This is a genomic window from Gordonia liuliyuniae (assembly GCF_021738805.1).
Classification (GTDB): Bacteria; Actinomycetota; Actinomycetes; order Mycobacteriales; family Mycobacteriaceae; genus Gordonia; species Gordonia liuliyuniae.
This window is the reverse complement of the sequence record NZ_JAKKOR010000011.1, coordinates 86,359-112,551: the sequence shown is the minus strand read 5'-3', so window position 1 is coordinate 112,551 and position 26,193 is coordinate 86,359. Positions and strand designations below refer to the sequence as shown.

Annotated in this window: 31 protein-coding genes; 12 read left to right on the top strand and 19 right to left on the bottom strand. The window is 67.3% G+C overall.

Annotated elements, in window-relative coordinates:
- Window positions 1–7 precede the first annotated feature (7 nt).
- Together L5G33_RS14575 and menD are read right to left on the bottom strand one after the other, a co-directional pair.
- Window positions 8–436, bottom strand: a complete 429-nt coding sequence (locus tag L5G33_RS14575) for a DUF3592 domain-containing protein (protein WP_236998918.1) — start codon at window positions 434–436, stop codon at window positions 8–10.
- An 11-nt stretch (window positions 437–447) separates the two neighbouring features.
- Window positions 448–2,118 (bottom strand): 2-succinyl-5-enolpyruvyl-6-hydroxy-3-cyclohexene-1-carboxylic-acid synthase, encoded by a 1,671-nt coding sequence (menD, locus tag L5G33_RS14570; RefSeq protein ID WP_236998917.1) that lies wholly within the window; start codon window positions 2,116–2,118, stop codon window positions 448–450.
- A 37-nt stretch (window positions 2,119–2,155) separates the two neighbouring features.
- On the opposite strand from menD, the gene L5G33_RS14565 reads away from it, so the two are divergent.
- From L5G33_RS14565 to L5G33_RS14555, 3 genes are all read left to right on the top strand, one after another.
- Window positions 2,156–2,776 carry a class I SAM-dependent methyltransferase gene (locus L5G33_RS14565; RefSeq protein WP_236998916.1) on the top strand — a complete coding sequence of 207 codons (621 nt, stop codon included), beginning with the start codon at window positions 2,156–2,158 and terminating at the stop codon, window positions 2,774–2,776.
- A gap of 67 nt (window positions 2,777–2,843) precedes the next feature.
- Window positions 2,844–4,094, top strand: coding sequence for a saccharopine dehydrogenase family protein (locus L5G33_RS14560; protein WP_236998915.1), 1,251 nt, complete (start codon window positions 2,844–2,846; stop codon window positions 4,092–4,094).
- A gap of 4 nt (window positions 4,095–4,098) precedes the next feature.
- Window positions 4,099–4,662, top strand: coding sequence for a sugar O-acetyltransferase (locus L5G33_RS14555; RefSeq protein WP_236998914.1), 564 nt, complete (start codon window positions 4,099–4,101; stop codon window positions 4,660–4,662).
- A 43-nt stretch (window positions 4,663–4,705) separates the two neighbouring features.
- Here the strand turns inward: L5G33_RS14555 and L5G33_RS14550 are convergent, their stop codons facing one another.
- Window positions 4,706–5,362 carry a PaaI family thioesterase gene (locus tag L5G33_RS14550; protein WP_236998913.1) on the bottom strand — a complete coding sequence of 219 codons (657 nt, stop codon included), beginning with the start codon at window positions 5,360–5,362 and terminating at the stop codon, window positions 4,706–4,708.
- Between the two features lie 73 nt (window positions 5,363–5,435).
- On the opposite strand from L5G33_RS14550, the gene L5G33_RS14545 reads away from it, so the two are divergent.
- The gene (locus L5G33_RS14545) at window positions 5,436–6,392 is read left to right on the top strand and encodes a 1,4-dihydroxy-2-naphthoyl-CoA synthase (RefSeq protein ID WP_236998912.1); all 957 of its coding nucleotides are present in this window, start codon (window positions 5,436–5,438) and stop codon (window positions 6,390–6,392) included.
- A gap of 93 nt (window positions 6,393–6,485) precedes the next feature.
- Here L5G33_RS14545 and L5G33_RS14540 read toward each other — a convergent pair whose 3' ends face one another.
- Complete coding sequence (locus L5G33_RS14540) at window positions 6,486–7,538, bottom strand: LLM class F420-dependent oxidoreductase (RefSeq protein WP_372476920.1); 1,053 nt, start codon at window positions 7,536–7,538, stop codon at window positions 6,486–6,488.
- A 274-nt stretch (window positions 7,539–7,812) separates the two neighbouring features.
- Here L5G33_RS14540 and L5G33_RS14535 point away from each other — a divergent pair, with 274 nt between their 5' ends.
- From L5G33_RS14535 to menE, 5 genes are read left to right on the top strand one after another with little or no spacing between them, the layout of a single operon-like run.
- A complete protein-coding gene (locus tag L5G33_RS14535; RefSeq protein WP_236998910.1) occupies window positions 7,813–9,039 on the top strand; it encodes an inorganic phosphate transporter in 1,227 nt (408 codons plus the stop codon).
- 29 nt (window positions 9,040–9,068) lie between these two features.
- Window positions 9,069–9,344 carry a hypothetical protein gene (locus tag L5G33_RS14530; RefSeq protein ID WP_236998909.1) on the top strand — a complete coding sequence of 92 codons (276 nt, stop codon included), beginning with the start codon at window positions 9,069–9,071 and terminating at the stop codon, window positions 9,342–9,344.
- Between the two features lie 23 nt (window positions 9,345–9,367).
- Window positions 9,368–9,679: a DUF3349 domain-containing protein gene (locus tag L5G33_RS14525; RefSeq protein ID WP_236998908.1), complete on the top strand. Its 312-nt coding sequence runs from the start codon at window positions 9,368–9,370 to the stop codon at window positions 9,677–9,679.
- 11 nt (window positions 9,680–9,690) lie between these two features.
- The gene (locus L5G33_RS14520; protein ID WP_236998907.1) at window positions 9,691–10,011 is read left to right on the top strand and encodes a DUF3349 domain-containing protein; all 321 of its coding nucleotides are present in this window, start codon (window positions 9,691–9,693) and stop codon (window positions 10,009–10,011) included.
- Between the two features lie 38 nt (window positions 10,012–10,049).
- Window positions 10,050–11,168 carry an o-succinylbenzoate--CoA ligase gene (menE, locus tag L5G33_RS14515; RefSeq protein WP_236998906.1) on the top strand — a complete coding sequence of 373 codons (1,119 nt, stop codon included), beginning with the start codon at window positions 10,050–10,052 and terminating at the stop codon, window positions 11,166–11,168.
- Here the strand turns inward: menE and L5G33_RS14510 are convergent, their stop codons facing one another.
- On the bottom strand, window positions 11,169–12,599 hold the full coding sequence (locus L5G33_RS14510) for an alpha/beta hydrolase family protein (protein WP_236998905.1): 1,431 nt from the start codon (window positions 12,597–12,599) through the stop codon (window positions 11,169–11,171).
- Window positions 12,600–12,739: 140 nt separating this feature from the next.
- Between L5G33_RS14510 and L5G33_RS14505 the strand changes: the two genes are divergently transcribed.
- A complete protein-coding gene (locus L5G33_RS14505) occupies window positions 12,740–13,609 on the top strand; it encodes a 1,4-dihydroxy-2-naphthoate polyprenyltransferase (protein WP_236998904.1) in 870 nt (289 codons plus the stop codon).
- Window positions 13,610–13,643: 34 nt separating this feature from the next.
- Here L5G33_RS14505 and L5G33_RS14500 read toward each other — a convergent pair whose 3' ends face one another.
- The 4 genes from L5G33_RS14500 to L5G33_RS14485 all read right to left on the bottom strand — a co-directional run bounded on the left by L5G33_RS14500 (window position 13,644) and on the right by L5G33_RS14485 (window position 16,663).
- On the bottom strand, window positions 13,644–14,423 hold the full coding sequence (locus tag L5G33_RS14500) for a Clp protease N-terminal domain-containing protein (RefSeq protein WP_236998903.1): 780 nt from the start codon (window positions 14,421–14,423) through the stop codon (window positions 13,644–13,646).
- Window positions 14,416–14,682 (bottom strand): helix-turn-helix domain-containing protein, encoded by a 267-nt coding sequence (locus L5G33_RS14495; RefSeq protein WP_236998902.1) that lies wholly within the window; start codon window positions 14,680–14,682, stop codon window positions 14,416–14,418. The genes L5G33_RS14500 and L5G33_RS14495 overlap by 8 nt, the downstream gene beginning before the upstream one ends.
- 542 nt (window positions 14,683–15,224) lie before the next feature.
- Entirely contained in the window at window positions 15,225–16,334 is a 1,110-nt protein-coding gene (gene cds1 / locus L5G33_RS14490) for an L-cysteine desulfhydrase Cds1 (protein ID WP_308191582.1), read from the bottom strand.
- Window positions 16,334–16,663 carry a DUF4229 domain-containing protein gene (locus tag L5G33_RS14485; protein ID WP_236998901.1) on the bottom strand — a complete coding sequence of 110 codons (330 nt, stop codon included), beginning with the start codon at window positions 16,661–16,663 and terminating at the stop codon, window positions 16,334–16,336. The genes cds1 and L5G33_RS14485 overlap by 1 nt, the downstream gene beginning before the upstream one ends.
- A gap of 249 nt (window positions 16,664–16,912) precedes the next feature.
- Here L5G33_RS14485 and L5G33_RS14480 point away from each other — a divergent pair, with 249 nt between their 5' ends.
- On the top strand, window positions 16,913–17,140 hold the full coding sequence (locus tag L5G33_RS14480) for a BldC family transcriptional regulator (protein WP_308191581.1): 228 nt from the start codon (window positions 16,913–16,915) through the stop codon (window positions 17,138–17,140).
- A gap of 95 nt (window positions 17,141–17,235) precedes the next feature.
- On the top strand, window positions 17,236–17,400 hold the full coding sequence (locus L5G33_RS14475; RefSeq protein WP_236998900.1) for a hypothetical protein: 165 nt from the start codon (window positions 17,236–17,238) through the stop codon (window positions 17,398–17,400).
- Between the two features lie 32 nt (window positions 17,401–17,432).
- Here the strand turns inward: L5G33_RS14475 and ccsB are convergent, their stop codons facing one another.
- The 10 genes from ccsB to L5G33_RS14425 are packed head-to-tail and all read right to left on the bottom strand — an operon-like array spanning window position 17,433 to window position 26,188.
- A complete protein-coding gene (ccsB, locus tag L5G33_RS14470) occupies window positions 17,433–18,437 on the bottom strand; it encodes a c-type cytochrome biogenesis protein CcsB (protein ID WP_236998899.1) in 1,005 nt (334 codons plus the stop codon).
- Between the two features lie 28 nt (window positions 18,438–18,465).
- Window positions 18,466–20,100: a cytochrome c biogenesis protein ResB gene (gene resB, locus L5G33_RS14465; protein WP_236998898.1), complete on the bottom strand. Its 1,635-nt coding sequence runs from the start codon at window positions 20,098–20,100 to the stop codon at window positions 18,466–18,468.
- Entirely contained in the window at window positions 20,097–20,906 is an 810-nt protein-coding gene (locus tag L5G33_RS14460) for a cytochrome c biogenesis CcdA family protein (RefSeq protein WP_236998897.1), read from the bottom strand. The genes resB and L5G33_RS14460 overlap by 4 nt, the downstream gene beginning before the upstream one ends.
- Window positions 20,903–21,529 (bottom strand): TlpA family protein disulfide reductase, encoded by a 627-nt coding sequence (locus tag L5G33_RS14455; protein WP_236998896.1) that lies wholly within the window; start codon window positions 21,527–21,529, stop codon window positions 20,903–20,905. Before L5G33_RS14455 ends, L5G33_RS14460 begins: the two co-directional genes overlap by 4 nt.
- A gap of 5 nt (window positions 21,530–21,534) precedes the next feature.
- Window positions 21,535–22,161 carry a histidine phosphatase family protein gene (locus tag L5G33_RS14450; RefSeq protein ID WP_236998895.1) on the bottom strand — a complete coding sequence of 209 codons (627 nt, stop codon included), beginning with the start codon at window positions 22,159–22,161 and terminating at the stop codon, window positions 21,535–21,537.
- Window positions 22,158–23,504: a glutamate-1-semialdehyde 2,1-aminomutase gene (gene hemL / locus L5G33_RS14445; RefSeq protein ID WP_236998894.1), complete on the bottom strand. Its 1,347-nt coding sequence runs from the start codon at window positions 23,502–23,504 to the stop codon at window positions 22,158–22,160. Before hemL ends, L5G33_RS14450 begins: the two co-directional genes overlap by 4 nt.
- A 60-nt stretch (window positions 23,505–23,564) precedes the next feature.
- Window positions 23,565–24,461 (bottom strand): SGNH/GDSL hydrolase family protein, encoded by an 897-nt coding sequence (locus tag L5G33_RS14440; protein ID WP_236998893.1) that lies wholly within the window; start codon window positions 24,459–24,461, stop codon window positions 23,565–23,567.
- On the bottom strand, window positions 24,454–25,116 hold the full coding sequence (gene mce1N, locus L5G33_RS14435) for a transport-regulating membrane protein Mce1N (protein WP_236998892.1): 663 nt from the start codon (window positions 25,114–25,116) through the stop codon (window positions 24,454–24,456). Before mce1N ends, L5G33_RS14440 begins: the two co-directional genes overlap by 8 nt.
- A complete protein-coding gene (locus L5G33_RS14430) occupies window positions 25,113–25,622 on the bottom strand; it encodes a hypothetical protein (RefSeq protein WP_236998891.1) in 510 nt (169 codons plus the stop codon). Before L5G33_RS14430 ends, mce1N begins: the two co-directional genes overlap by 4 nt.
- Window positions 25,619–26,188: a hypothetical protein gene (locus tag L5G33_RS14425; RefSeq protein ID WP_236998890.1), complete on the bottom strand. Its 570-nt coding sequence runs from the start codon at window positions 26,186–26,188 to the stop codon at window positions 25,619–25,621. The genes L5G33_RS14430 and L5G33_RS14425 overlap by 4 nt, the downstream gene beginning before the upstream one ends.
- Between the last annotated feature and the right edge of the window lie 5 nt (window positions 26,189–26,193).

The window sequence follows — 26,193 nt, the reverse complement described above, 5'->3', positions numbered from 1 at the left end:
GTCGAGACTAGCTGCGGCGCGTTCGACGTCCTACTTCGGCCACGGCCACCATGAGGACGATCACGACGATCCATCCGGCTCCGATGACCGAGACCGCGGGTTTGATCGACAGCGACGCTCCGCGGCCCGCCGGGCGGGCGAGGGTGTCGGGATCCGACGCGTCGTAGTCGACGAGGATTCGTTGTCCCGTGGACAGCTGCGTCGGGTAGAGAAGGCCCAGTTTCGGGTTGCGGAGCACCCCGTCGGGGGTGACGAAGTTGACGGCGGCGTGGAGTCGGTCAGCGGAGATGACCTCGGCGACTGCGGTGGCCTTGTTCGCGTCGATCTTGGCGTCGTTGCGGTGCGCGCCCGCGATGATGACCACACCGATCAACGTCACGATGACGCCGAGCGCGGCGAGCGCGAGCTGCACACGTCGTTGCACGGTGGTCGTCATGGGATACGAGGTTACCGGCCAGTCGGGTCGAGTCGTGCGGCGATCCGGTCGTGGAGGGAGCGGAGGCCGCCGCGGCTGGTGGAGACCTCGACGACTTCGATGCCGCCTTCGGGCTCCGGTTCGGCGAGAACTCCGGGCAGGCCCGCGAGGTCGGTGCGGCGGTGCCCGATGTGGAATCCGGCGCAGAGTGCGGCGAGGTCGGTGCGGTGCGGGGTGCCGAACACCCGCTCGTAGACGCCTGTGTAGTCGCCGGTGTCGAACCGCGGATCGCCCTGCTCGAGGAGGCTGAAGATACCGCCGCCGTCGTCGTTCGCGACGACGATCCGCAAGTCGGTCGGGCGGGGTTCGGCTGGCCCGATGAGCAGGCCGGTGGCGTCGTGAACGAAGGTGAGGTCGCCCATGAGCGCAACGGTTCGTTGGCCGGGGCCCGCGGCGAGCGCAGCGCCGATCGCGGTGGCGTTGGTGCCGTCGATGCCTGCGACGCCCCGGTTCGACATGACCGCGACGCCGTCGGCCAGACGGCCCGCGAGGGCGATGTCGCGGACCGGGTTGGACGCTCCGACGACGAGCCGATCACCGGACTGCATGGCCGATGCCACCGTCTGGGCAACGTGGAGTCCGGTCGTGGTGTCGGCGGCCGCGAGTTCGGCGTCGACCGCCGCGACGACGCGGGCGTGGACGGCCGCCGCCTCGTCGATCCACCCGGGACGCGGCGCGGCGATCGGCTCGGCGCGGGTGCCGGTGGCGCGGACGTTGCCCGACACGTCGGGCCAGCGCGGACCGGTCGTGAGAGCGAACACGTCGACGGCCGGGTCGGCGAGCAGTCGGGACACCGACCGATGGAGGGTCGGCCGACCGCAGATGATCGCCTGTTGTGGTTTCAATTCGCGGAGGGCCAGCGGGTGCAGCGGGTTCTGCGGTGCGGGCGCGGTCGGCTCGGCGACGGTCGGGAGGTCGGCGAGTTCGGGGTGAACGCCCGCACCGTGTCCGGACACGACGACGGTGTCGCGGGATAGATCGATCTCGAGCGCGATGTCGAGCCGTCCGACGGGCGCGTCGGTCCAGGGTTCACCGTCCGGGCGGCCGGCGAACCTGCCGCCGACAAGATCGGCGTCCGGGTCGTCCCCCACGTCGGGGACGAGGGGTTCGCGGAGCGGGATGTCGAACTGGACCGGTCCGGCGTTGCCGGTGCGAGCACCGCGCGCAGACGCGAGGACGCGGCCCACCGCCGACCGCCATTGCGAATTGGTGTCGAGGTCCTGTTCGGCGAGCCCGAGACTGATGGCGGCCCGCACCTGGGTGCCGAAGATCCCGAACTGTTCGATGGTCTGGTTGGCCCCCGAGCCGAGGAGTTCGTACGGGCGGTTCGCGCTGACCACGACCAACGGGACGCGCGCATAGTTGGCTTCGAAGACTGCCGGGCTCATGTTGGCGACGGCGGTTCCGCTGGTCATCACGACGGGGACCGGCGTCGTCGACGCGACCGCGAGGCCGAGCGCCAGGAAACCTGCGGAACGCTCGTCGATTCGGACGTGCAGGCGGAGTCGTCCTTGCTGGTGCGCAGCATGCAGGGCGAACGCGAGCGGCGCGTTGCGCGAGCCGGGACACAGGACGGCGTCTCGGACGCCGCAGCGGATCATCTCGTCGACGATCACGCGGGCCTGCAGTGTGGACGGATTCATGGCTGACACACTATGCGGCACGCTATAGCGTGCGTTCATGAGCTTCTACTCTGACCGCGTCCTGCCGAGGATCGTCGCGCGCACGTGCGGAATGCCCGCGCTGCACACGCTGCGTGACCGCGTCTGCGCACCGCTGTCCGGGCGGGTCGTGGAGGTCGGATTCGGGTCGGGCTTCAACGTCGGGTCGTACCCGGCTGCGGTGACGGCGGTCGCCGCAGTCGAGCCGAGCGATACCGGCTGGCGGCTCGGCGAGGCCAGAGTCGCGGCGTCCACCGTGCCGATCGAGCGGGCCGGACTCGACGGCACGCGTCTGCCGTTCGACGACGATTCGTTCGATTCGGCGTTGTCGACGTTCACGCTCTGCACCATTCCCGACCTCGGTGCGGCCCTCGCCGAGATGCGCCGCGTCGTCCGGCCCGGCGGGGTGTTCGGTTTCCTCGAGCACGGGATCGCGTCCGACGCGGCCGTGCGGAAGTGGCAGCGCAGGCTCGAGCCGTTCCAGCTGAAGCTCGGCGGCGGGTGCCACCTGACTCGTGATGTCACCGCCGAGATCACGGCCGCGGGCTTCGGTGTCGTCTCGGTGGACGCGTTCTACGCGGACCAGGCTCCGAAGCCGTTCGGCGCGTTCGTCCTCGGGTCCGCGCGGGTGCCCGGCTGAACGGCGATCTGACACACCGTCGTCTCACCTCTCCACAGCCACGCTCGTCCCGGCTACGCTCGACTCCATGAGTCGCGAATTCGACGTGGTCGTTTACGGAGCAACCGGTTTCGTCGGCGAACTGACCGCGAGACACCTGGCCCAGTACGCACCGGCGGACACGAAGATCGCTCTGGCCGGGCGGTCGGAGACCAAACTCGCGGCGGTCCGCCGCAGGCTCGGGGACAACGCGTCGGACTGGCCGTTGATCGTCGCCGACTCGGATTCGCCTGCGTCGCTTGACGCGATGTGCGCACGCACCCGCGTGCTGTGCACGACGGTCGGCCCGTACCTGCGGTACGGCGAGAACCTGGTGGTCGCTGCGGCGACCGCGGGCACGGACTACGTGGACCTCACCGGTGAGGTCCCGTTCGTGCGCTATTCGATCGACAAGGCCGACCAGACCGCTCGTGGCTCCGGCGCACGTATCGTGCACTCGTGCGGGTTCGACTCGGTCCCCTCCGATCTCGGCGCCTACCTCCTGCACCGGAAGATCGCGGAGGACGGCGCGGGCGAGATGACCGATACGACGATGGTGCTCGCATCGATGCGCGGCGGCGCGTCCGGCGGCACTGTCGACTCGATCCGGGTGATCGCCGATCAGGCGAAGGACGCGCAGACTCGCCGCCTCCTGTTGAACCCGCAGGCTCTGTCGGGCGGTCCGGGCGACACTCCGCGAGCTGGCATGAACTCCGAGCCGAGCGACATCTCCCCCGTCGACGCCCGAAAGGTCGACCCGTCGCTGAGGGGAACACTCGCTCCGTTCTTCATGGCGTCGTACAACACGCGGATCGTGCGACGCTCCAACGCGCTGCTCGACGGCGCTTACGGAGACGCGTTCCGCTACCAGGAGACGATGGCGGTTGGCGGCGTCCCGGGCCTGTCCGCGTTGTTGGCGGGAGCGGTCTCGATCGGCACCGGCGCGTTCCTGGGTGCGATGAGCTTTCGCCCCACTCGCAAGATCCTCGACTACCTCCTCCCGAAGCCGGGCGACGGCCCCGCCGAGAAGTCGCGCGAAGCCGGGCATTTCGTCACCCAGACGTTCACCCGCACCACGACCGGACGTCGCTACCGGTCCCAGATGCGCGCACACGGCGACCCCGGCTACAAGGCCACCGCGGTCATGCTCGGCGAGAGTGCGCTCGCGCTCGCTCTGGACCGCGATGCACTTCCCGACCGCAGCGGCGTCCTGACTCCGGCTGCGGCGATGGGCGGCGTACTCGCCGACCGTCTCCGCGCCGCGGGATTCGTCGTCGAAGCGCACGAGCTGCTCGATTGACGCGATGACTGACGTCGACGCCATGCTGTCGGGCGAGTGGTACCTCGACAGTGCGGGTCTGCGCGCACTGCGGGACGCCTGCGGGTCGTCGTTGGATCGGTTCAACGCGCTCGCTGCCCCAGACCACGACGGACGAGCCGCGATCGCGCGCGAACTGTTCGCGGCGTTCGGCGACGGCGCCGAGATCGTCCCACGTCTGCGGTGCAGTTACGGTTTCAACATCTCGATCGGTGCGGGCGTCTATCTGAACGCGGACACCTTCCTCATGGACGACGGCCCGATCACGCTCGGCGACCACGTACGTATCGGCCCGTCCGCGAACCTCGCGACGGCATTGCATCCGATCGACGACCACGCACTGCGCCGCGCCGGATTCGAACGCACCGCGCCCATCGTCATCGGCGACAACTGCTGGCTCGGTTCCAACGTCACTGTGGGTGCGGGTGTGACGATCGGCCGCAACACAGTCGTCGGCGCGGGCAGCGTCGTCGTGCGCGATCTGCCCGACCACGTCGTGGCGGTGGGATCACCCGCGGCCCCCATCAGAGACCTAGATGTCGAGGGCTAGTCGCGACACTCGGCATTAGCGTCGCAACGCGGTTATCGGCGGGTCAGGGTTGGCCGGGCTTGAGTTCGATGAAGAGCGAATCGAGGTCCGCGCACAGCCGGTCGCCGTCGTGCAGGGTGCCTTTCACGAAGAGTTTGCGACCGTCGTGGCGGTCCACCCAGGTCTTCAAGACCAGTGGAGTGTTCAACGGGGTCAGCGACCGGTAGTTCACCGTGAGGTATGCGGTCCGCGCGACACCGCCGGTCCGGAGCGCGGCCGCCATGCCGCCGAGATCGTCGAACGCGACGGCCACGTGCCCCCCGTGGGCGACGCCGTTGCCTCCGAGGTGGAAGTCTTCGAAGGTCACTTCGGCGTCGACACCGTCCGGGCCGCCGTCTTTGACCTCGTACGGTGGCAGGGTGATGTTGCCGCGCGACGGCAGGTCGATGCGTGTACCCGACGGAGTGGTCCATTCGTCGACGAGCATCGTGTCGAGCTTGGCGTTGAGTTTGCGGAGATCCTCGATGACCTCGTCGGCCAGTTCCGGAGTCGGGGACGCGTACCGGACCTTACCCATGAAGCTACGGACCTGTTCAATCATCTCTCCATAGCGGGGACCGCCGCGATCGGTCGTGATCTGGAGGTCTGCACGGAAACCACCTTCGTGCGGTGAGTCATCGGTCGCGGGAATGTCCCACTCGTGCTTGGAGGTCTCCGTCATCGTCCCACCGTATCCGCAGTATGTCCGACGTCACCGCGCGCCCCGGTGATTCGCCGGCGATAGGCTCGTCGGTATGACTGCCCCGAATAGCGCCCCGTCCGACCCGACGCAGTGGAAGCCGGTGCACGGTTTCGACGATCTCACCGACATCACCTATCACCGTCATGTCGGCGAGAGCCGGGCCGACGGCATCGTGCGGATCGCGTTCGACCGCCCCGAAGTCCGCAACGCGTTCCGCCCGCACACGGTTGACGAGTTGTACCGGACGCTCGACCACGCGCGCCGCTCCCCCGACGTCGGCACCATCCTGTTGACCGGCAACGGCCCGTCGCCGAAGGACGGCGGGTGGGCGTTCTGCAGCGGCGGTGACCAGCGCATTCGCGGACGCAGTGGCTATCAGTATGCGACCAGCCACGATTCGAACGTCGACGCGGCGACCGTCGACGGTGTCGACGCCGCGCGCGTCAAGGCCGAAGGCGGACGCCTCCACATCCTCGAAGTGCAGCGCCTGATCCGCACAATGCCGAAGGTCGTCATCGCCGTCGTCAACGGATGGGCGGCAGGCGGCGGCCACTCGCTGCACGCCGTGGCCGACTTGACTCTCGCCTCGCGAGAGCACGCCCGCTTCAAGCAAACCGACGCAGACGTTGGCAGCTTCGACGCCGGATACGGCAGCGCCTACCTCGCCAAACAGGTCGGCCAGAAGTTCGCGCGGGAGATCTTCTTCCTCGGCGAGGCGTACGACGCCGAGACCATGCACCTGATGGGTGCGGTGAACCGAGTCGTCGACCACGCCGACCTGGAGAACACCGCCATCGAATGGGGACGAAAGATCAACTCGAAGTCCCCGACCGCTCAGCGCATGCTCAAATACGCCTTCAACCTGGCCGACGATGGCCTGATGGGTCAGCAGGTGTTCGCAGGTGAGGCGACTCGTCTGGCGTACATGACCGACGAGGCCGTCGAAGGTCGCGACGCGTTCCTGGAGAAGCGCGATCCGAACTGGGACGACTACCCGTATTACTACTGAGCCCCCGTACTACTGGCGAAACCTACACCGCAGAACGCACACACCCGCCCATGCCCAGACCAAACGTCTGAGCGGTGTAGGTTTCGCGAACCGTCAGCCGATGATCTCGGCGAGGACGCGCATGTCCTCGACACGGTCGGCGTGCGTCGCGGCGGCCGGAGAGGCGAGGATGACGCCGACGTCGGCGCTGCGGAACGCTTCGACACGCTCTTGGACGTACGAACGCGGGCCGATGAGGCTCATCGCGCGGACCAGTTCGTCCGGGACTGCCGCGGCGGCTTCCTCCTTGCGTCCTTCTAGATACAGGTCCTGGATGGTCTTCGCCTCGTCGACGTAGCCGTAGCGCTGGACGAGCGAATTGTAGAAGTTCTTGCCGCGCGCGCCCATGCCGCCGATGTACAGCGCCGAATGGTGGCGGACCGCGTTCAACGCAGCCTCCGCCTTCTCTGCGTCGTCGGTGATCAGCGTCGACGTCTGGACGACGATCGACAGGTCGCCCAACGACGGGTCGCGCTTGGCTCGGCCGGCCTCGAGCGCCGGACCGAACGCCGCGTCCACGTACTCAGGGTGAAACAGGAATGGCTGGAACTCCTCGTAGAGTTCTGCCGCCAACTCGACGTTCTTGGGTCCGATCGCCGCAAGTAGCATCGGAATCCGTTCACGCACCGGATGGTTGATGATCTTGAGTGACTTGCCGAGCCCCGATCCACCGTCCTCCTCCGTCAACGGCAGTTGGTACGACTTACCGCGGTGCTCCACCTTCTCCCGGCGCCACACCTGGCGGCAGATGTCGACATGTTCGCGGGCCCGACCGAGCGGGTAGTCGTACTTGACGCCATGGAATCCCTCGATCACCTGCGGTCCGGACGCGCCGATGCCGAGAATGAAGCGGCCGCCGCTGATGTAGTCCATTCCGGCCGCCGTCATCGCCAAGTTGGTCGGTGTCCGCGAATACATCGGCAAGATGCCGGTCTGCAACTCCATCGTCTCGGTCCGGGCCGCGATGTATCCGAGCTGGCTGACGGCGTCGAAACTGTAGGCCTCGGGAACCGTCACCCGTCGGACGCCCACGGATTCGAAGTCGCGCAGGTTGTCGATCGTCTCGCGGAAGTCGCCTGCATAGTTGATAGGCATGCCCAGCTTCATCGTCATTCCGCGATTGTTCCACAACGTCGATGGCCCCGAACGTGACGCCCGTCGCACGTCATCGCCGCCGATCACGTCGCCTCAGTTCACCTCCTCGACACCTTCCGTCCCCCCGATGGAAATCCACTGACGCCCCTCTCGGTGACGCGCGCCGGTCGCCCCGGTGAACATTGCGTGAATAGGCCGGGATCCACGGTAAACACGCTGTTCACGGCAACTTTCTCGGCAAATCCCGAGTTGACGAGCCATATGGTTCGAGCCGCATAGTAGTGCCATGACCGCAGAGATGATCATTCTTGTGCTGTTGATCGTCACAGCCCTGGGCTTCGACTTCACCAATGGTTTTCACGACACCGGCAACGCCATGGCGACATCCATCGCCACGGGCGCACTCAAGCCCAAGGTAGCCGTCGGACTCTCCGCGATCTTGAACCTCGTCGGCGCATTCCTCTCGGTCGAGGTCGCCGCCACCATCACGAAGGACGTTCTGAAGATTCAGAACACATCTGGGGAGGGCGCGGGAACGCTCGTCGAAGGCCTCGACGCCAACAAGGCTTTGATCATCATCTTCGCGGGCCTGATCGGCGCCATCCTGTGGAACCTCTTCACCTGGTTGTTCGGCCTACCGTCGAGCTCCTCGCATGCACTGTTCGGCGGACTGATCGGTTCCGGGCTCGCCGCCATCGGAACCACCGGCATCAACTGGCACGGCATCCTCGGCAAGATCATCGTGCCAGCGCTGTTCGCGCCGGTCATCGCCTGCGTCGTCGCCGCGGTCGGCACACTCCTGATCTACGCGATCACCAACGGCATGTCCGAACTCAAAAAGGAACGCGGCTTCCGCCGAGGCCAGATCGCATCGGCGTCGCTGGTCTCCCTCGCACACGGCACCGGTGATGCACAGAAGACGATGGGCGTCATCGCCCTCGCCCTTATCGCCACCGGCCACCTCGACGCCGCGTCGGTCGCTCACGGACTCCCGTTCTGGGTCGTCTTCGCGTGTGCCGGCGCGATCGCCGCGGGCACCTGGCTCGGCGGCTGGCGCATCATCCGCACGCTCGGCAAGGGACTCGTCGAGATCAAGGCACCCCAGGGAATGGCCGCCGAGGCATCGTCCGCCGCGATCATCCTCACGTCGTCGGTCGCAGGCATGGCCCTGTCGACCACGCACGTGGCGACCGGCTCGATCCTCGGCAGCGGGCTCGGCAAGAAGGGCGCTGAAGTCCGCTGGGGCGTCGCAGGCCGCATGGCCATCGCCTGGGTCACCACGCTCCCCGCCGCCGCGATCGTCGGCGCGCTCTGCTTCTGGCTCGCACACCTGATCGGCGGCGCTCCGGGCGCGATCGTCATCTTCGCGATCCTCGCCGCTCTGTCGGGCTACATGTACTGGCGTGCACAGCAGCAGAAGATCGACGCCAGCAACGTCAACGCCGAGTGGGACGCCGACGCCGAGACACCCGTCCCGACCTCGGGCGACCCGACGACCTCCACTCAGGCTTGAGTCTCCGGCTCCTCGAAAGGTAGATCGCAATGGACATCGTCGAATCGCTCATGAAGGTCTTGGCCGTCGGCCTACTCCTCGGCGCCGGAATCCCCTCACTGTTCGCACTCGGCATGCGTGCGGAGGCCGCGGGCGACGGCGAACTCGAGACGAGCACCCGCAAGACCCCCGCCCTCAAGTACCTCGGGTTCGTCCTGGTCGGACTCGCGGCGCTGATCATCGCCGTCGGGATCCTCTGGGTCACCCGTCAGACGCTCCTCTACTACTTCGATCTGCGGATCTTCCCTGACTTCGCTTACAAGTGATCTGAAAGGATCAGCGAACCACCATGGCTCCTTCACTGTTCGAGAACGTGATCACCTGGATTCGTGCCGGGTATCCCGAGGGCGTGCCCGCCGCGGACTATCCTCCGCTATTCGCCCTGCTGACTCCGGTGTTGACCGAGTCGGAGATCACCGACATCGTCCTCAAACTCGCAGTCGAATACGGCACCGAGAACCCGGCGACGCCGGAACGGATCCGGGACGCGATCCACGCCGTCACTGAGCAGGCGCCGTCCGTCGAGGAACAGCGTCAAGTCGCCTCGCGCCTCGCGGCCGCAGGGTGGCCGTTGGCACTCAAAGTCTCCACGACCGACTAGGTCGGCCCGCCGTGGACCGTCCGTCGCTGCTCACCACGATCCGCTCCTGGCTCCGTGCCGGGTACCCGCAGGGCGTCCCGCAGAGCGATTACGTTCCGCTGCTGGCGTTGCTGCGCCGTCAACTCAGCGACGACGAGGTCGCGCAGGTCGCCAGCGGTCTGCTGCCCGCCCGACCGGTTGGCTCGGTCGAGATCGCCATCGAGATCACTAAAGTGACTGACGAGCTACCCCGAGACGAAGACGTCCAGCGGGTCCGTGATCGTCTGGCAGAGCACAGTTGGCCGTTCGACGGCGACCCGTTCGGGCCATCTACCCCGAAGGACGAATCCTGAGACTGCTCCGACCGCTGGTCCTTCCACCGAATCTCGCCGTGCGCGACGCCCGGCGAGATCTGTCGGCTCTCCTGTCCGGTGACGCCGCGTACCTGCCGCTCCCCGACATCGGGTCCGCGGCGTCCGACCTCATGTCGGAGCATCTCGGTGTCGGCAAAGAGATCGACGACCGTGTCGCGCTCGTCGTGTCGACGTCCGGGACGACCGGAGTGCCGAAGGGGGCCATGCACACCCGCGACACGCTGCGCGCGTCGGCGGACGCGACCGCCGAGGCACTCGGCGGTCCGGGCGCGTGGCTGTTGGCGTTGCCGCCGCACCACATTGCGGGCTTGCAGGTGATGCTGCGCTCTCTCGCTGCCGGGCACGACCCCGTGGTCGTCGATCTGTCGTCCGGATTCGACCCCACCGTCCTACGGTCCGCGGTCGACGCGCTCGACGGACCGCGCCGATACACCTCGCTCGTCCCAGTCCAGTTGCGCAAAGCGCTCGAGTCCCCGACTGCCACCGCAGCGCTCGCCGAACTCGACGGCGTTCTCGTCGGCGGAGCGGCGACCCCCGCCGCACTGCAACGGCAAGCGGTCGAGGCGGGGCTGACGATCGTCCGGACATACGGGATGAGCGAGACCGCGGGTGGATGCGTGTATGACGGCATCCCGCTGCGGGGCGTCGAGATCCGGATCGACGACGCCGATTCCGACGGGGTCGGCCGCGTGATCCTGGGCGGTGCGACAGTCGCCCTCGGCTACCGGAATCTACTCGACCATCCGGCGTTCGCCGAGCCCGGCTGGTTCCGGACGGACGACCTCGGCGTCGTCGACGACGGGACGCTGCGGATCGTCGGCCGTGCGGACGAGGCGATCTCCACCGGGGGACTCACGGTGATCCCACAAGTCGTGGAAGCGGTGATCGATGAGCTTCCGACGGTCGCCGACTGCGCGGTGGTCGGGCTCGGTGACGAACGGCTCGGTGAGCGCGTGGTCGCCGCCGTCGTGCCCGCACCGGGCGGGCCGGAACCGACCCTCGCCGAGATCCGCGACATCGTCGCCGAACGGCTGGATCGGTACGCCGCCCCCCGCGAACTGTTCGTGCTCGACACCCTCCCGAGCCGTGGCCCCGGCAAGGTGGACCGCAGACGGTTGCGGGATCTGCTCAGCTGATCACGCCGCGTCGGCCTCAGACGCATCGTCGGCGGACGTCGGCGCCTCCGGCTGTTCCCCCGTCGCCCCTGAATCCGTCGTCCCCGACTCCGTCGTCCCGGACTCCGTCGCGTCCGTTGCAGTCGCCGCGGGCCCTGTCGTTTCAGGTGCCGTCGTTGCTGGCCCTGTCGTTTCAGGTGCCGTCGTTGCTGGCCCTGTCGTTTCAGGTGCCGTCGTTGCTGGCCCTGTCGTTTCAGGTGCCGTCGGGGCCGGTTCAGCGGCCTGGGCCTCGGGGTCGGCCGGCGCGAGGTCGGTGTCCGGTGCCGCATGGCGCGGCACGTACGCGCCAGCACCGGTGGTCACCACGTCGGGAGCCTGGACGTGGTCGCCGTTGCCGTCGACCAACCGGTGCCTGCCGGCGGGCTGATCGGTGACGACCTTCACGCCGGGAGCGGCGGTCTCCGGGGAGATCTCCTGCAGCGGGTAGAACAACTCTGCCTGGCGGTCCCACTCCTTGAGTTGTTCTTCGTCGACGTCGAAGCCCAGCGCATCGGCGATCATCCAGTTGACGAGCGCCAGCGGGTGGTAGGTGTCGTACACCTCATAGGTCGTGTTCCCGTCGGCACTGTAGAGCGTCTTCTCCAGTGTCAATCCGTCGAGGTTCGCGTATGAGTACGGCCCGGTGCCCGCGTGGATGGTGATGAATCCGGCGAGGTCGACCAGGAGCGAGGAGACGGGGCGCAGGGGGTTCCACTGCCAGTCGGCGACCGGGTCGCCCTTGACGATCACTTGCACTACCTGGGCGGCGCCGGTGTCCGCCGGGTCGCGCGCGCCGTCGCTCTTCGCTCCGACGAGCGCCATGACCGGCGCTGAGAACGGAATCTTCGCCAACCCCGCTTTGAGGCCCCACGGGCCACGGGGGTCGGAGACGAGCAGAATCAACGTGTTCTCTCCAAGTAGTCCGGGTTCCGCCCGTTCGGCTGCATTCCCGAGAGCGTCGGCGCCCTGCGAGTAGCCGGTATAGACCACCACGTAGGGGGCGCCCGCGAGTGCGCGCATCATCTCAAGGTTCGCGCTTACGGCGACCTCTTTGGATTCGTCATAGGTGGGCGCGAACAACGGCAGCAGCGAATCAGATTTGCCCGACGCCAGCGGCCAAATCGATTCCGGGTACTTGATGATCCTGTTCGTACGGTCACCGACCAGGCCAGCCGTCCGCTCCGCCAGGCCCGTGTCGTCAGTCCCCGGCGTGACGACGACGAAGGCGGACCCCAAACGGTCGGCGGCCACCCAGGTGCCCAGCACATCGTCGAACTCGGCAGGTCGAGGGCCCATGTCTGCATACTGATCGAGAGCCGCGTCGGTCGGATCGACGCCCCATGCGGGCGCGCCTATCCCCGTGACCATGAGTCCGGCGAGGGTGGTCGCCGCAACTTTCCCCTTAAGCTTCACGATTCGATATAAGCAGTCCGCGACACCCGCCGGACAGCCTCCGTTCGGAGGATTCCTGAGAGGTTGCTGATACTGCGAGTCGCGTAATCGGAGGCCCCCGGCCAGGCGAGCGATCGGCCGACGGTGACATGCTCTAGTGCGTGGCTACCGTCAATGAATGGATTCAAGGCGCCCGACCTCGGACGCTGCCGAACGCTGTCTCACCCGTCGTCGTCGGAGTTGGGGCCGCCGCCCATCTCGGCGAGGTGACCTGGTGGAAGGCCGTGTTGGCGTTGGTCGTCGCACTCGCGTTGATCATCGGCGTCAATTTCGCCAACGACTACTCGGACGGGGTCCGCGGCACCGATGACGATCGGGTCGGACCGATGCGCCTGGTCGGATCGAAGGCCGCTCGCCCCGGTGCGGTCAAAGCCGCGGCTTTCATCTGTTTCGGCATCGCTGCGGCGGCGGGCCTGGCGGTCGCGATCACGACGGCCTACTGGCTCATCGCGGTCGGCGTCGTGTGCATCGCGGGCGCGTGGTTCTACACGGGCGGTAAGAAGCCGTACGGCTATCTCGGGTTCGGCGAGATAGCCGTGTTCGTGTTCTTCGGTCTCGTCGCCGTCCTGGGCACCCAGTACGTGACGTGCGGCCGCGTCAACTGGATCGGCGGGGTGTGCGCGGTGGCCGTTGGCTCGTTCTCCAGCGCTGTGCTCGTCGTGAACAATTTGCGCGACATTCCCACCGACCGGGAGTCGGGCAAGATCACGCTCGCCGTCCGGCTCGGCGAGAACGGCACCCGTGGCCTGTTCGCGTTCTTAATCGCACTGCCGTTCGTGATGACCATCGTGCTCACGCCGGTGACGACCTTCGCGCTGGCCGGTCTGCTCGCCGCGCCGCTCGCCGTCGCCGCGGTCCGTCCCGTCCTCGCGGGCGACCGGGGCCGCGATCTGGTCCCGTCCCTCGCGACGACCGGCCAGGCGATGCTCATGTGGGCCGTCATGACGGGATTCGCGCTCGGACTGACGTGACCGCACAGATCCGGCCATAGGGCCGGATCTGCGGTCAGACGGCGGCGGGCTCCAGCATCGCTTCGACGTTGGCGCGCAGCGTGTCGCGGTCGGTCACGGCCTCGATGACCATGCGCGAGGCGTCGTCGTCCGCGTCGAGAATGCCGAGCATCAGGTGCGCGACGCCGATGCGGTCGTCACCGCGCGTCCGCGCCAGCATGACGGCCGAGCGCAACGAGTCGCGTACCGGGCCGTTCATGCGCGCCCGGCCGCGTCCGCGAGGTCCGCGGCGACCACGACCACCGTCCCACGGGCCTTCGGGATCCCAGCCGGGGCCGCCGAAACCCGGACCGAATCCTGGACCGAATCCTGGCGCGCCGGCCGGCCCACCGAATCCGGGGCCGCGACCACGGCCGTGCGGCCCGCGACCGTGACGTTCACCGCAGTCGCCACCTCGACCGCGGCCCCGACCGCGGCCCGAGCGTTCGCCCCAGCCGTCGGCGAGGTCGTCGCCGAACTTCGACTGGACGGCCTCACGGACGCGATCGAGGTCGATCCCGATGCTGCGGAGTGCTTCTTTGTCTTCTTCATAGCGGCCGTCGGCGTCGGGTGTCGACGGCTCGTCGTTGTCTTCGTGATGCTCGGCGACGACCTTTCGGGCGCCGTCGAGGGTGAAACCCAGTTCGCCGAGCACGCCGAAGATCGGGCTTCGGGCGTTGCAGAGCATGCCGAGGATCAGGTGGTCGTTGCCGAGCGTGGAGTGGCCGAGGTCCCGGGCCTCCTGCGTGGCGAACATGAACAGTGTGCGGTCTTCCCGCGAGAAACGGTCAAACATCGTTGCCGTCCTTTCCCGCCGCCGAAGCGGCTTCTCGTTGTGAGTGCTTCTGGTGCACGGCCTGACGGCTGACCTGGAGTACGTCTGCGATCGCCTGCCAGCTCCACCCTTTGGCGCGAGCCGACGCGACGTGGACGTCTTCGAGACGGTCCGCGAGGGTTCGGAGTGCCCGGACTGTTCCGAGCCCTACACCCGGGTCGTCACTGGCCGCTGTTCCCGCGACGGTCGCCGCGTCTGTCGTCGTTTCATCGTCGTGCATGTTGTCAGGTTATGTTGACACCACCGCCGTTGTCAACATTTATTGACGTACGGTTTTCGGGCGGCCTATTGCGACGCCACGGACTCACTGACGTTCAACCGCGACGCCCGGATCACGGGGACGACCGCACCGACCGGCGCGCCCCGCAAGTCCGTAAACGTTGGCACTCGAACCGTTCGTGGGGAACGTGTCTTGTCTCGGGAAATCGGTGACGGTTGATGTGTCAGGACATCGGTGACACTTTGGTGCGCTACTTCCTTTTCGGTCGGCCTGGACGGGCACCGTTGCTGACGTAGCGGACGCCCTCCGGGGGCCAATGATGGCTGGTGATGACATGGCCGTCCTGGTCTGCGAAGACGACTTCGTAGGGGTTCCAGACGGCGGTGATGGGTTCGCCCGCTCGGGATTTGGTGATCAGGAAGGTGATCGTGGCGATCCGGGTGGCCCCGTTGCTACCGATTGTGAGGTAGAACTGTCACCGATGTCCTGAGACATCACACGTTCGTGGGGAACGCTTCGAGTGCCAACGTTTACGAGATTTCCTATTCGCGCCAGCTCCCGGTCGCGAAGTACTCGTCGAGAACGGCTGTCGGCGGGTCCAGTTCGAGTCCCTGCTCCGCGACCCAGGCGTCGTTGAAGTAGGTGTGATCGTAGCGATCGCCGCTGTCGCACAGCAGGGTGACGACGCTGCCCGCCCGCCCATGCCGGACCATCTCGGCGAGCAGTACACATGCACCCCAGAAATTGGTGCCCGTCGACCCGCCGACACGGCGCCCGAGCCGACCCGACAGGAACCGGGCGGCGGCGACCGACGCGGCATCGGGTACACCGATCATCGCGTCGATCACCTGCGAGACGAACGACGGCTCCACTCGCGGTCGGCCGATCCCCTCGATGCGCGATGCCCCCGTCGACACGATGCTTCCGTCCCCCGCCTCGTACGCGGGCAGGAAGACCGAGTTCTCGACGTCGACGACGGCGAGGCGGGTGTCGTGCTGCTGGTAGCGGAGGTAGCGGCCGAACGTCGCGGACGTGCCACCGGTGCCCGCCCCGACGACGATCCACTCCGGTACCGGGTGCGGCTCGCGGGCCATCTGCGCGAAGACCGATTCGGCGATGTTGTTGTTGCCGCGCCAGTCGGTGGCGCGTTCGGCCATCGTGAACTGGTCGATGAAGTGTCCGCCGAGCTCATGCTCGAGTCGTTGGGCCACCGTGTAGATCTCGGTCGGCGAGTCGACGAAGTGGCACATGCCGCCCTGCGCCTCGATCAGCTCGGTCTTGCGCGGCGACGTGCCCTTCACCATGACGGCGACGAACGGGACACCGATCAACTTCGCGAAATACGCCTCCGACACGGCCGTCGACCCCGACGACGCTTCGATCACCGTGGTTCCGGGCGCGATCCACCCGTTGCACAGCGCATACAGGAACAGTGAACGGGCGAGGCGATGCTTCAGTGAGCCCGTCGGATGCGTCGACTCGTCTTTCAGATACAGGTCAACGCCCCCGGCGGGCGTCCGGGACCAGTCCGGCAGATCGACCTTCAACAGATGTGTGTCGGCGCTGCGCAGCCCGTCGGCTTCGATCCGGCGGACGGCGTCGGCGGTCCACGACCGGTCGCTCACCCGCTCGACGACCCGCGTGGCGCTCACTACTCGTCGCCTCGCAACCGCGAGGCGATGTCGTCTCGGCGCGCGCTCCGTTCGGCGTCGACCCGCGCGATCTGATCGTTGACGCGCAGTCGTAGCGATTTGAACAGGACCATTCCGAGCGGGAGCGCGATCAGCACACCGAAGACGGCGGCCACGACCAGCGGGACGTCGACGCTGACTGCCTTGGCGACATAGAAGATCACCGCCGCGATCGCGACGACGAGCACCAGCCGAGCCGCCGTGTACAGGAGGACTGCGACGACGAGGGTCCCCATGGTGGCGGGCGCTTCGTCGTTCGCCGGTGTGGTCACGGCACGGTCTTCACTCATGGGTTCCAGGATACGTGCCTGCGCATACTCCTTTTCCACCCCCGCGACCGCACCCCGAGACGCGCCGTCGCCGACGATCGCTAGGGTCTTTCGTCCCCCACCTAACGGACATTACGGTCTCTTTACTTACACCTGACTGTTCGAGCAACCACCGCAAGTGCGTGTACAGATGGAACTGTCCGGGCGATCGGCAGAAACCGGCCGGTCGGCGTCAATGGAACTACAACCACCCACAGGAGGTCTCAACCAATGACCGCAATCGCCGAGAACGACGAGCAGACGACCAGCGGCATGATCACGCCCGCGCTGGCGACACAGCACAACCTCACCCCGGGACAGGTCGCGGCGATGTTCAACGTCAATCCGAAGACCGTCGCACGGTGGGCGTCGTCGGGCGTCCTCAAGTCGATCCGCACGCCAGGCGGCCACCGTCGTTTCCGTGAGGCCGACGTCGTAGCGCTCCTCAACCGTTCCTGACGGGCCGCTCCTCCCCACGAGGACGCCCTCGAACGACATGACGGCCACCTCCTGAAAGTTCACGTAACGTGGACTCTCAGGAGGTGGCCGTTGCCATGGGATTTCTATTAGCAGCAGTTCTGATCTGCGCGATCGCATTCATCGGGTGGCGCCTGATCGGGTTGCGGCAGCCGCCGACCGAACACCCGGTCCCCGACCGGCGCCGCGGGGCGGCCCCCAAGGGCCCGGACGACGATCCGGACTTCCTCAACAGCCTCTGACGTCCGCACCCCTCAACGACCGAGCTGCGACGTCACAGTCCTGCGTAGGAGTGCAGACCCGACACGACGAGGTTGATCGCGAAGAGGTTGAACAGCAAGGCCACGAACCCCGCGACATTGATCCATGCGGCGGCGTTGCGCCAGCCGGCGGTCGCGCGCGCATGCAGGTAGGCAGCGTAGATGACCCACGCGATGAATGAGACGGTCTCCTTCGGATCCCAGCCCCAGAAGCGGCCCCACGCCGACTCTGCCCAGATCGCCCCGCAGATGACGCCGAGGCCGAACAGCGGGAAGCCGATGACCACGCACTTGTAAGCGAGCCGGTCGAGCGACTCCAGCGACGGAAGGTGGCCGAGCAGACGCCCGAGCCCCCCGGAGAAGCCGCTCGCGGTCTCGTCCGCTTTCACGTTCCACCGCTGCTTCACCAGGAACAGGATGCTGGCGACGCCCGATACGAGCAGCACGCCGGACGAGATCGAAATGATCGAGACGTGGATCGCGAGCCAGTACGACTTCAGCGCGGGAACGACGGGCGCGGGCACCGTGTACAAGAACTTTCCGGCGATGAACATGAGCAGGATGACCGGGATCAGCACGAAGCTGAGCAGTGGCCGATGCTCTCGGCGACGCAGCACGACGACGCCCGCCGCGACGCACGCGATGCACGTGAGCGAGATGAACTCGTACATGTTGCCCCACGGCGCGCGGTCGGTCGCGACACCGCGCAACACGATCGACGTGAGGTGCGCGGCGAGGCCGACCCAGACGACCGGGTACGCCATGGAGCCGAGACGTTCACCAGCGCCGCGACGTGGCGCGGGGCCTGCGACGCGGCCGGGCACACGGTCGTCCGCGGAGACGCTCGCCCCGGCGCCGACGAGTTCACGTGCCTGTGCCTTCTCGATCTTGGCGAACCGAGCCGACGCCAGCGACGCGAGGAACAGGATCATCGCGATCGCGTACACGGTGACCGCGGTCGCGTAGAACCAGTCGGAGTACTGGCCGAGCGTCTCGTTGACGTACGACGTCTCTTCCATCAGTGATCCTTCTTCTCGATCTCGCGCATCACAGCTTCGCGCGCTTGTCGGCGACGGTCAGCAGACCGTGCGCCTGGTCTTCGAAGCCTTCGCCCCAGCCCGCCTGATCGGTTCGGGCCAGTCCGGCAACCTCTACTACAGTACGTCGGACTTCGCTGTTGTCACTAGCTGAGTCGCCCTTGGCCGGCACGAGTCGCACCCAGATGCGACGTCGCCTGATCATCAGCGAGACCACCAGGCCTAACACCATGGCGACGGCGGATACCAGCACCCAGGTCTGCGCCGGGTCGTGTGAGACCTGCACCGACACCCAGCGCTGGTAGCCGTCGAACGAGACGCGGGTCCCGTCCTCGAGGACGACGTCCTTCCCGACCTCGAGGTTGACCGACGCCTTCTGGACGAGGCGGCCTTGGTCAACGAGCTTCTGGTCGAGCGAGTAGACGTTCTGCGGAGTGCCGGAGTCGATGCCCGTATCGCCTTCGTAGACGCGGATGGCGGTCGTCGGTTTGTTGACGACCGGCGACTGCGAGTCGAGCAGTCCACCGTGCCCGAACACCGGGTCAGGCGCGAACAGACCTTGAATCGCGATCTGGTTCTTCCGACGGTCGTCGGGGTTCGGGTACATGCCTGCGGGCGTCTCGAATCGGATCGCTCCCTCGGACAGCATCGTCTGCGTCGACTGCGGCAGGAACGGTGCGGTCTGGGTGCGCTTCTCCCCGTTCGGGAAGGTGACGGTGAACGTCGGCGCGAAACCGTTGCCCAGCACGTAGACACGGTCGCCTGCGATCCGGAGCGGCTTGTTCACCTGGACCGAGGTGGTCGGCCAGGTGTCCGGCGCCGACGTCACATCGGTCGTGTAGGCAACCTTGGCGTCGTACATGTCGGGCTGCCCGTTAGGCAGGAACGTCGCGGAGAAGTCGTCGACGCGGAAGCAGAACGGTGCGAGGCCCGTGCCGTCGACGAGTGCGCCGGACCGGAACGTGTCGTAGACCGCCGTCGAGGTGTTGCATAAGACTTGTTCGCCGTCGGCGACGAGGGTGCGGGAGCCCTCGTAACCGAACATCTTGCCCGTCGCGATCGCGACGAGGAGCGCGAGCAGCGCGAAGTGGAACACGAGGTTGCCGAGTTCGCGGAGGTACCCCTTCTCGGCGGACACTTCGACGGCGCCGTCCGGGTATCGTTCGGACGATTCGACGACGCGGACGGTCTTGCGCCATCCCCGCAGGTTTCCGGTGACCGTCTCGGCGACTGCGGCCGGTTCGCCGTCGACGGTCTCGGTGATGTGACGCGGCAGCCGGCCCAGGTTGCGGGGCGCGGCGACCGGCGGCGTCCGCAACGCCTTGTAGTGCTCCCAGATCCGTGGCGTGAGGCAGCCGACGAGCGAGATGAACAGCAGCAGGTAGATCGCGGTGAACCAGCTCGACGAGAACACGTCGAACAGTTGGACGCGATCCATCCACTCGCCGAGCGTGCCCTTGTCAGCGATGTATTCGAGCGTCTTCTGCTCGTTGAGGTCGCGCTGCGGCAGCAGTGCCCCGGGGATCGCAGCGAGGGCGAGCAGAAAGAGCAACGCCAGCGCTGTACGCATCGAGGTGAGCCCACGCCACGTCTTGCGCAGCGGGACGACGACGAAGCGCTGAACGGGGCTCTGGGACGAGCTCATATCGGCAACTCCACATCGTTCATCATGTTGAATCGGAACCAGTCGACGACCTCGTTCCACGTACCGGTGACCAGTAGTACGCCGACCGCGATGAGCGCGACGCCGCCGAAGATCTGGATGGCGCGCGCGTGTCGTCGGATGAATCCGAGGCTCCGCACCGCCCAGGCCGACGAGGCGGCGAGGATCAGGAACGGGATGCCCAGCCCGAGACAGTACGCCGTCACCAAGAGTGCGCCGCGCCACGCCGACGCCCCCTCGGTCGCCATCGAGACGCTCAGGACTGCGCCGAGCGTCGCGCTGCTACACGGGATCCACCCGACGGCGAACACCGCGCCGAGCACGGGCGCGCCGATCACATTGGAGTAGCGCCGGGGCGCCATCCGGCGATCGCGCTGCAGGAACGGGATCATGCCGAGGAACACCAACCCCATCACGATGGTGAGGACGCCACCGATCCGCTGCATCAGTTCGAGCCGATCGGTGTCCAGGAACACGGAGGTGACACCGAAGATCGCGGCCGTGGCGAGGACATACACGGCAGTGAAACCGAGGACGAACAAGCCTGCGGCCCCGACCACCCGCCACCGTCCGCTCTTGCGGTTCTCGTCGGCCGAGACGGCAGGCGCCTCGGCGCCGACGAGCCCGGCCAGATACGAGAGGTAGCCGGGCACGAGGGGGACCACGCACGGCGACGCGAACGACACGAACCCGGTGATCACGCATGCGCCGAGCGCGAGCAGCAGCGGCCCCGAAACGACTGTCGACGCGAACGAGTCACCGACGTCCGCCAGGTTCACCTGGGTCATCGGTGCGACTTCGAACCAGATTGCTCGTTAGACCCAGACTGCTCGTTCGCGACGTCGAGCACGGCCTGGGTCAGTTCTTCTTCGGTGATCGCCTTGAGGAACACCTTCGCCGGACGGTGCTGGCGGTCCAGGACGACGGTGGTCGGGACCGCGCCGACGGGCACCCCGAGGGCGGCGAGCGACGCGCCGCCGTAGTCGTACATGGACCGGTAGCTCACTTTGTTGTCGCTGAAGAAGTCCTTGGCGTTCGACTTGCTGTCACGGAAGTCGATGCCGAGGAACGTGACACCCTTGTCCTTGGTCTTCTGGTAGGTGGCTTCGAGTTCGGTGAACTCCTTACGGCACGGCGCGCACCAGGACGCCCACACGTTGACGACGACGACTTGGTCGGCGAACTCGTCGAGGTCGATGGTCTCGTCGGTCAACAGGTCCGGCGCGCTCACGTCGCCTGCGGCTTTGCGGTCGCTCGGCGGATACGAGAGGACGAGTTTGCCGTCGGGCGAGACGAACTGGTTGGTCTGGTTCTGTGCGACGGCGTCGTCCCCGGTGCTGCACGCGGTGAGGACCCCGAGCGAGGTGACCGCTGCAAGAGCAGCGGCCAGCACGCGGTGTGAACGTCGCATCGTGGTCATGCTCCGGTGAGGCGCGGGTCGGAGGCGCCTGCGGGCTCGGTGTAGACGATGTCGACGAGTTCGTCGTCGTCGTAGACGAGGCTGGTCAGCGATGCGAGCGAACACTGCCGTATCCGCGGGTCGTGCCACAGGCGACGGCCTTCGAGGAATCGGCGCAGCGTGTACACGGGCAGCTGGTGGCTGACGCACACCGCCTCGTGGCCGCGGGCGGCGTCGCGCGCCTCGTTCGCCGATGCGAGCATGCGGTGCGCGATGTTGATGTACGGCTCGCCCCACGACGGGGTGAACGGGTTGCGTAGTTTGGGCCAGTGCCGAGGCTGGCGGAGCGCACCGTCGCCGACGGCCACGCGGAGGCCCTCGAACTGGTTGCCCGCCTCTATCAGGTTGCCGATGGTTCCGATCGACAGTTCGTGCGCGGCGGCGATCGGGTCGGCCGTCTCCTGTGCGCGTTGGAGCGGCGATGCGAACACGTGCGTGATGTCGTGGTCGGCGAGCGCGTCGGCGACGCGCTGCGCCTGCTCGCGTCCGTTGTCGGCGAGCCGGAAACCGGGGAGTCGCCCGTACAGGATGCCTTCGGGGTTGTGGACCTCCCCGTGGCGCAGCATGTGAACGATCGTCTTCATCGGTCTCCCTCTCCGGGTGCGGGCGCGGCCGCCGCGGCTGCTGCGGCTGCCGGCAGTGCGTCGGCGATTCTCGAGAACGCGTCGTCGTCGAGCGCTGCGGACACGAACCAGGCTTCGAACGCGCTCGGCGGAGCGTAGACGCCGCGTTCGAGGAGCGCATGGAAGAACGGCGCGAACCGCCAGGTGGCGGAGGCTTTGACGCTCGCGTAGTCGGTGAGCGGCTCGGCGGCGTCGGTGAACGCGAAGCTCACCAGGTTGCCTGCCTTCTGCACGCGGTGAGCGACGGACGCGTCGGTGAGCGCGTCGCTGACAAGCGTCGCGAGCCGGTCCGCGTTGGCGTCGAGCCGCTCGTAGACGTCGGCGGTGGCGTTGCGCAGGGTCGCGAGACCGGATGCGACGGCGACCGGGTTCCCCGACAGCGTGCCCGCCTGGTAGACGGGGCCGGTCGGCGCGAGATGCTCCATGATGTCGGCGCGACCGCCGAACGCTGCTGCGGGCAGGCCGCCGCTCATCACCTTGCCGAACGTGTAGAGGTCGCCTGCGACACCGTCGATGCCGTAGTAGCCCGCGGGGCTCACCCGGAATCCGGTCATCACCTCGTCCATGATGAGCAACGCGCCGGACCGCGCGGTGATCTCGCGCAGGCCTTCGTTGAAGCCGGGCAGCGGAGCGACGGCACCCATGTTGCCCGCGGCGGCCTCGGTGATCACGGCGGCGATGTCGGCGCCGTGTTCGGCGAACACCGCTTCGACGGCCGTCAGATCGTTGTACGGCACCACCAGAGTGTCGTGGGCGGCGGCTCCGGTCACGCCGGGCGAGGTCGGGAGGCCGAGCGTCGCGACGCCCGACCCGGCGTCGGCGAGGAGCGCGTCGACGTGACCGTGATAACACCCGGAGAACTTCACGATCTTGCTGCGGCCGGTGAATCCGCGTGCAAGACGCACCGCGGACATCGTCGCCTCGGTGCCCGAGTTGACCAGTCGCACGCGGGCAACGGGGTCGACACGGTCGATGATCTCTTCGGCGAGTTCGATTTCGCCGACAGTCGGAGCGCCGAACGACAATCCGCCCGCCGCGGCTTTCTGCACGGCTTCGACGATCGCCGGGTGAGCGTGCCCGAGGATCATCGGCCCCCACGAACACACCAGGTCAACGTACTGATTTCCGTCGACGTCGGTAAGCGTGCACCCGGCGGCCTCGGCGATGAACCGGGGGGTGCCGCCGACCGCCGAGAACGCGCGGACCGGCGAGTTGACCCCGCCGGGAACGGCGTGCGCGGCACGAGCGAACAGTTCGTCGCTCCGCGTGGTGTTCGGACCGGACGGGTTAGCTGAAACGGCCATGGGTTCCAGTGTCCCAAAACCTGCGCTCTCGACCCAATCGCCAAAGGTTCGTCTCAGGTTTCAGTGGTGTTCCAAGGCCTCGTCCACCGCGTCGGCGAGCGCCTGCTGGCCCGCATCGTTGGGATGCATCGTGATCCGTGCCGTCGTCCCGCTCATCGGTTCGATCCAGCGCACATTCACCTGCTGGCACGCGTCGTGTCCGGCCGAACGCGCAGACATGTCGACGAAAGTCGCGCCGGTGGCGGCCGCCGCCTTGGCGATCGCCGCGTTCAGGCGGGCCTGGACACGGTGGACGTACGCGATGTCGCCGTCGGCGATCCGCACCGCCGGGCGGCACGACCGCTCCGCCGGCAGCAGTTGCGGATAGCCTGCGACGACGACGCGGGCCGACGGCGCACGGGCCGCGATGTCGTGCAGCGCCTGCTGCACCGCGGGCTCGATCTCGTCGTCGACCGCCCGGGCGGGAGCACCGTCGAGTTCGGCCCGGCACGGCGCTCCGGCCGTGTCCGAGGCAGCGACACGGGAACAGTCTCCGATGAGTGTCGAGTACAGGGTGGCGTCGTTCCCACCGAGCATGAGCGTCACGACGTCGGTGTCGGGGGTCACCGCGTCGAGTTGTGGCCCGACGCCCTCGTACTGGCCCTCGTACAGACTCTTCGTCCACGCGCCGGCACACGAGACGTCCGTCAGCCGGTACCCGCGGCGCGCGGCGACGAGTTGGCCAAAGTTCACCGACGACCGCTGACAGGTGAACTGCGAATCGGGCACCAGCGGCAGCGTTCCCGCGCCGGAGGCGAAACTGTCACCGAGATGGACCTGATGGAGTTCCGTAGCGTCCGAGGCCCCCGCGCCGGGCGCTGCGTCGTCGCGCTGCCAGACGACGACTGCGGCGAGTGCCACGATAACGACGGTGACGAGAGCGGCCGCGGCCAGCGCGACCGGTTTGCGGTCAGGCATCGCCTGCCGACGAGGCACCCTCGGGCGGCATTCCTTTGGGTGGCAGCCCCATCTTGACCGCGAGGTGCGCTTCGGTGAGTTCCACGCGGAACCGGTCGACGTCGCGGGCCCAGGCCTGCGCGAGTCGGCCGTTCGTCAGCTTCACACCGACGCCTTTGCGGCGGCGCGGCACCGCGTGCAGCTCACCGAGTGCGGGTGCGCTCTCCCAGTCCTGCGCCTCGGGTCCGGTGTTCTCCGGGTACACCTTCGCGATGTCGTCGAGGTCGGTGACGCGAGTGCCCTGGCGCAGCGTGCAGTCGGTGAGGCGCACCGAGACGTGTCGGCGTGCCGCGATCACCTGCATGATTGAGAAACCGATGAGGATCACGCCGAAGATCGTGAGCACCTCCCAGTGGATGCGGCCGCCGCCCGCGATCTCCAACGCCAATGTCAGTGCCAGCATCACGGGGCCGATCACGATGACCCACTTGCTGCCGCCCTCCTCGTAGAAGAGCTCCTCCCCTCGTTCGACGACCTCCGGAGCGCGCTCGGCAGGAGCGGCGACTTCGGACTCCTCGGTCTCCGGAGGGTCGGTCTCGTCGGTCTCGGCCCCCTCGGTGTCGGTCCCGTCGGTGTCGGCCCCGTCCGCAGGGTCGAACTCGTCGCGTTCGCTCACTCGCCACCGTCCGCGTCATCAGACGACTTGCGTTCGCCTGCCGTCGGGGCGGGGACCTCCTCGGGCGACACTGGGCCGTTGAGTTTGCAGTTGAACCAGGCGTCCGATGCGGGCCGGTAGGCAAGCACGGATCCGGCGAGGCCGACCACGGCGACGGCGAGGACGATGGCCAGCCCGGGACTCTGGAAGCCGATCGTCAACGGCAGGAGCAGCGCGACGATCACGCACGTCAGCGCCGACAGCGACGACCGCCACTGCAGCTCTCCTCGGTACGTCTTGGAGCCGAGTAGAAAGTAGGCGATGCCCACCAGCACGATGAGGACGCCGATCGCCAGCGGCCCGAACTCGAGCCCGACGCTCGCCGACTCCTCGATGATGGTCAGGACGCCCAGTGCGACGAGCAGCGCACCGGAGATCATCCACATCCGCAGCGCCCACACGACGAGCGACGGCCGGTCGTTGGGGTCGGGCTTCGGCGCCCGCAGTCGGGACTTGAACTCGATCATCGTCGCAACCCGCCGTTCTGTCGATTACGGTCCCGCCACTGTGCCATGTCGCGGCAGTAGGCGGTGGTGTCCCGGTTCATCAACGCGACGAGGGCCCCGATGGCGGCGACGCCTCCGATGATCCCGAAGACCGTCGCCCACGCGGGTGCGGACACTCCGTCGTCGGAACTGTTGTCGGTGAACATGTAGAGCACGCTGAACACCAGCTGGACCGCGAGGAACGCGCTGAGCACTCCGAGCCCCTGACGGGCCCAGTTGCGTCCGTTCCAGAAGAACCACATGAACAGCAAGGCGATCGCGGTGAGAACCACGCAGACCAGCACCATCGACACCGCGGTCATCGCAGTGGCGGACACGGGCACTTCCTGCCCTTCCCGCTCGGCCATCTCGTCGAGGATCTTGCGCGACTGGTCCAGAACGACCGGATACTGCGCAATGGCGACGATCAGTTGGACGACGATCACCGCGCACCACATCTCGACGGCCAGCTTCACGCTGTCCGGTCGGGTCGGCACGTCCGACGTGCCGGATCCGGGTGCGCCAGGCATAGGGGCGGGGGCGGTCATGATTC

Bases quoted from the DNA above. Each gene is read 5' to 3' on its own strand.
- L5G33_RS14545 (WP_236998912.1), top strand. From the start codon at position 5,436: ATGACTGCCCCGAATAGCGCCCCGTCCGACCCGACGCAGTGGAAGCCG.
- L5G33_RS14565 (WP_236998916.1), top strand. From the start codon at position 2,156: ATGAGCTTCTACTCTGACCGCGTCCTGCCGAGGATCGTCGCGCGCACG.
- L5G33_RS14575 (WP_236998918.1), bottom strand. From the start codon at position 436: ATGACGACCACCGTGCAACGACGTGTGCAGCTCGCGCTCGCCGCGCTC.
- L5G33_RS14430 (WP_236998891.1), bottom strand. From the start codon at position 25,622: ATGATCGAGTTCAAGTCCCGACTGCGGGCGCCGAAGCCCGACCCCAAC.
- L5G33_RS14440 (WP_236998893.1), bottom strand. From the start codon at position 24,461: ATGCCTGACCGCAAACCGGTCGCGCTGGCCGCGGCCGCTCTCGTCACC.
- L5G33_RS14530 (WP_236998909.1), top strand. From the start codon at position 9,069: ATGGACATCGTCGAATCGCTCATGAAGGTCTTGGCCGTCGGCCTACTC.
- menD (WP_236998917.1), bottom strand. From the start codon at position 2,118: ATGAATCCGTCCACACTGCAGGCCCGCGTGATCGTCGACGAGATGATC.
- L5G33_RS14475 (WP_236998900.1), top strand. From the start codon at position 17,236: ATGGGATTTCTATTAGCAGCAGTTCTGATCTGCGCGATCGCATTCATC.
- hemL (WP_236998894.1), bottom strand. From the start codon at position 23,504: ATGGCCGTTTCAGCTAACCCGTCCGGTCCGAACACCACGCGGAGCGAC.
- L5G33_RS14525 (WP_236998908.1), top strand. From the start codon at position 9,368: ATGGCTCCTTCACTGTTCGAGAACGTGATCACCTGGATTCGTGCCGGG.
- L5G33_RS14425 (WP_236998890.1), bottom strand. From the start codon at position 26,188: ATGACCGCCCCCGCCCCTATGCCTGGCGCACCCGGATCCGGCACGTCG.
- L5G33_RS14540 (WP_372476920.1), bottom strand. From the start codon at position 7,538: ATGAAGCTGGGCATGCCTATCAACTATGCAGGCGACTTCCGCGAGACG.
- L5G33_RS14485 (WP_236998901.1), bottom strand. From the start codon at position 16,663: ATGAGTGAAGACCGTGCCGTGACCACACCGGCGAACGACGAAGCGCCC.
- L5G33_RS14550 (WP_236998913.1), bottom strand. From the start codon at position 5,362: ATGACGGAGACCTCCAAGCACGAGTGGGACATTCCCGCGACCGATGAC.
- L5G33_RS14480 (WP_308191581.1), top strand. From the start codon at position 16,913: ATGACCGCAATCGCCGAGAACGACGAGCAGACGACCAGCGGCATGATC.
- L5G33_RS14555 (WP_236998914.1), top strand. From the start codon at position 4,099: ATGACTGACGTCGACGCCATGCTGTCGGGCGAGTGGTACCTCGACAGT.
- L5G33_RS14455 (WP_236998896.1), bottom strand. From the start codon at position 21,529: ATGCGACGTTCACACCGCGTGCTGGCCGCTGCTCTTGCAGCGGTCACC.
- L5G33_RS14450 (WP_236998895.1), bottom strand. From the start codon at position 22,161: ATGAAGACGATCGTTCACATGCTGCGCCACGGGGAGGTCCACAACCCC.
- ccsB (WP_236998899.1), bottom strand. From the start codon at position 18,437: ATGGAAGAGACGTCGTACGTCAACGAGACGCTCGGCCAGTACTCCGAC.
- L5G33_RS14500 (WP_236998903.1), bottom strand. From the start codon at position 14,423: ATGTTTGACCGTTTCTCGCGGGAAGACCGCACACTGTTCATGTTCGCC.
- L5G33_RS14560 (WP_236998915.1), top strand. From the start codon at position 2,844: ATGAGTCGCGAATTCGACGTGGTCGTTTACGGAGCAACCGGTTTCGTC.
- L5G33_RS14495 (WP_236998902.1), bottom strand. From the start codon at position 14,682: ATGCACGACGATGAAACGACGACAGACGCGGCGACCGTCGCGGGAACA.
- L5G33_RS14535 (WP_236998910.1), top strand. From the start codon at position 7,813: ATGACCGCAGAGATGATCATTCTTGTGCTGTTGATCGTCACAGCCCTG.
- L5G33_RS14460 (WP_236998897.1), bottom strand. From the start codon at position 20,906: ATGACCCAGGTGAACCTGGCGGACGTCGGTGACTCGTTCGCGTCGACA.
- resB (WP_236998898.1), bottom strand. From the start codon at position 20,100: ATGAGCTCGTCCCAGAGCCCCGTTCAGCGCTTCGTCGTCGTCCCGCTG.